We start from the raw sequence: 3,849 nt of genomic DNA, 5'->3' as shown, positions 1-3,849 counted from the left end.
GGATAATAATTATGCCACCATGCCCTGTGTGTAACTTCAAGATTTGTAACACCTTCTTTAGCCGATTGATTAACAAGTTGAACGGCTTCTTTTATTGCAGTTTTCCCGGGAATAGAAACGCCCAAACTAATATAATAAACTGTTTTATGGGGATTTACTTCAACACCCTTCCATACCGTTGCATATTGACCCGAACCCTGACCCGCTGTCAGGTAGAGATCGTCTTCGGGCATTTCCTGCACACTGACCTCACAGCCTTCCACCTTCTGAAAAACCTGAACTGGATAAGGTATTATACTTGGAGGAGCACTACCGCGGGTAGATTTTGCCGCATCTGGTTTCCATACCAAATGAGGCTTCCCGCTACCGGATATTTCCAGTACAATTACATTCTTTAAGGCATGGGTAAAACAACGGATATCCCAGACATTCCCACTACTTCTCACCTGCCCTTTGGCTTCTGCATTCCACAAATCAAGACGCATGTTGCCCTCAGGCTTTTTGCCACCATCAAAAGTAAGTTCAAAATGTCCGTTTGGAAGTCGACAACGGGTATAAAGTGAACTGATTTTGGCAGTACTTACCTTGTGATCATACAAGTCGTTGCGCGATACTTCAAAATTAAGTGATCCCTCTTGATTCAGCCAAAAAATGGTTCCTAACTGACCATTTCCCAGAAAGGGAGCATTATCCCAGCTCTCAGGAAGCTGATTCCAGACCATATCGTTACGCCCCAGAAAGGCTTTCCAGTCGACAGGAACCTGAGCATTCACCAACTGAAAGATTATTATCTGTAACAATAAAATTATTATATTCTTTTTCATTTAGTTGTTATGGTTTTTAATTCTTGTTTCGGATATCTAACTTAAAAAATTCTAATTCAATATGTCTTAACAAATACCTAAGAAAGCTACATTCACCTCAATCAGGCAAGTAGTTAAAAATAAAGACTAATGCCAATAATGAAATTTTATAACATAAACCAACTAATTGTTCAGACAAATATTGAAAAGGAAAAATTTTCATAAGAGAAAAAGGTTCCTGAGGTTATTTAATAATAAAACTGCCTTGCTGCCTGATATCTGCAGACGATGAACCCACCATCACCTTAAATTCTCCTGGTTCAAGTACAAATTGCATTTGCCGGTCATAAAGTTTTAATTCCTCAAGAGGTATGGTAAACTTCACTACCTTCTTTTCACCTGCATCGAGATGTACCCGTTCAAATCCCTTCAACAGTTTTTCATACATGGTCACAGAACTTAGCACATCTCTAAGGTAAAGCTGTACCACCTCATCTCCCGGAACCTTACCGTTATTAATGATTTCAACAGAAACCTGAATATCTTCATCGGGCTTTAAGGAATTGTTTTCTATCTTTAAATTACTGTAATTAAATGTTGTATAACTTAAGCCAAAACCGAAGGGATATAGTAAACCCTTAATTTTAGCCCCTTCACCATCGTCAGTTTGTGCATTAGGTTTGGTTGGGAAATTCAAGGGTAATTGTCCTACAGATTTAGGGAAAGTCAGGGTAAGCTTACCACCTGGATTATAATCTCCGAACAGTACATCGGCTATTGCGACACCGCCTTTAACACCGGGGTAGCCTGCATACAGGATTCCATCAATATTCTTATTGATCCAGTTAATCGTCATAGGTTGTGAGCCAATCAAAACCACCACAACAGGTTTACCGGTTGCTTTAATTGCTTTGATCAGATCAAGCTGGTGACCGGGCAAATCTAAACTTGTACGGCTTTTATTTTCGCCTGCAGTTTTAGTATTACCGCCCAAAACCACTATGGCGATATCCGATTCTTTGGCGATTTGAACAGCTGAATCAACCATTGCTGTTTCTCTGGAATCCATGGGCTCGGGTAAGATCTCGCTTTCAGGCCAATGTTTGTCAACCAGGTCTATACCTTTTGCATACAGAACTTTGCCTTCCCCAAGTTTTTCCTGTATTCCTTGCAGGACATTGACACTTTTCGACATCAGTGGCCCGTAATGTGTATGGGCATAGCTGTCATTCGTGGCATTGGGCCCTATAACCGCAACCTTGTTAATAGACTTTGAAAAAGGCAATATGGCATTTCTGTTTTTTAAAAGTACAATACTTTCTCTTGATGCCCGTAAAGAAACAGCCTGACTGGCAGCATTATTCACTAATTGCCTGGTTTCGGAAGGTTTTTCCACATAAGGATGATCAAAAAGCCCTAATCTGAATTTTACTCTTAAAACATCCTTAACACGGTTATTGATCGTATCTACAGGTATCCTTCCTTCTTTTACAAGTTCCCGCAAATAAATAACTATACTATCAGGAGTACGAAAAGTTGTACGCACATTCATCCCTGCCATAAAAGCCTGGTAAACAGCCTCTTTTAAATTTGCTGCAACATGATGTTTTCTGTACAAATACTCCAATGCCTCGCTGTCGCTAACAACATAACCTCTAAATCCCATTTCTTTTCTTAACCTTTGGATCAGCCAATAACTGCTGCCGGAAATAGGAATCCCATCATAATCATTGTATGAACTCATTACCCCCATAATATCCGCTTCTCTAATAACTTTCTTGAAAGGATAAAGCAGTATATTTTCCACCTCTCGTGGTGGAACCTGTGGGTCAGTCCTTGCTTCCCCTTCACGCGCTCCTTTATTGGCGCTGTAAACAGCGAAATGTTTGGCCGTAGAAGCACATTGGTTATTCTCCTGGATCCCAGTGGCCATTGCGACTCCCAAACGGGCAACTAAATAAGGATCTTCACCATACGATTCTTCCAAACGTCCCCAGCGCTGATCTCTAGCCACATCAAGTATAGGAGCGTAAACATTGGTATAACCCAAAGCTCTTGCTTCCTTTCCGGTAATCTCCCCTTCACTATGAACAAGCTCTTTATCCCATGTCATGCCCATATTGAGCTGAGTCGGAAAGCCAGTAGCCTCATAAGCTTCGACCCCGCGGATACCTTCATCAGTAAAATCAACAGGAATGCCCAACCTGGTCTTTTCAATGAAAAAACGCTGCGTTTCATTCATTGCCCAGACATGCTTTTCCATGTTGGAAGCCAGTTCTGAATTGGATATAGTCCCCCAATTGATAAAACCATTCAAATGTTCATCTATATTGGCAATACCGTCTTTCCATATAGCGTTTTTCCATTGTTCGGTTGGCAAAGAATCTTTCAGGACTCTCTTCCAACCATAAAGGGTGACCATCTGACAGGTCTTCTCTTCCAGGGTCATTTGACTTAGCAAGTCATTAACTCTGGAATCAATGGGTTGAGCCGGGTCCTCATAAATATCCTTTTTCCCATTTTTGTTTAAATCAATCCATCCTTTTTTATAAATAGTCGAATGTGGTTTAAATGAGACCAATCCGGCAAAAAGAATTGAAAGCAGGAAATAACCGAAAAATTTTTTCATAAGCCAAATATATAAGTTAGGTGTGTGATAAACATTTTGTCTTGAATTATAACTCTATCCCTTTATATACAGGACAAATATAAACATTATCCCGTTTTCTGTACAACCAAGAGGCTTTATAAACAGGATCTGTGAATAATAGTTTAATCATTAACAAAGAATCAAATATGGCCATCCAAACAGAATCCGCAATGACAGGATTGTACAAGAAGAACAGTATAAAGAGCGAACTCTGACAACACAAAACATTAGTAAACAAGGGGATTCCTAATAATCCCATCCTTATTGTTCTAAAACCGGCGGATCAATATGTTAAGCAGGCCATTACCTGTTTTTCTCCCTTTAATGATCCATATCAATCATATTTAATCTAAAAAACCCGCACTTAAACGTCCAAATTAGACGTTTAAGTGCGGG

At 39.9% G+C, this 3,849-nt stretch carries 2 protein-coding genes; both read right to left on the bottom strand.

The window, feature by feature from the left end:
* Positions 1–824: hypothetical protein (locus Q8907_14050; protein MDP4275393.1), on the bottom strand; the 824-nt coding region annotated here is incomplete at its 3' end.
* Positions 825–1,047: 223 nt separating this feature from the next.
* Positions 1,048–3,432 (bottom strand): glycoside hydrolase family 3 N-terminal domain-containing protein, encoded by a 2,385-nt coding sequence (locus tag Q8907_14045; GenBank protein MDP4275392.1) that lies wholly within the window; start codon positions 3,430–3,432, stop codon positions 1,048–1,050.
* Positions 3,433–3,849: the final 417 nt, after the last annotated feature.

Source organism: Bacteroidota bacterium, assembly GCA_030706565.1.
Classification (GTDB): Bacteria; Bacteroidota; Bacteroidia; order Bacteroidales; family JAUZOH01; genus JAUZOH01.
The sequence above is the reverse complement of the archived record's forward strand: the minus strand, read 5'-3'. Positions and strand labels throughout refer to the sequence as shown.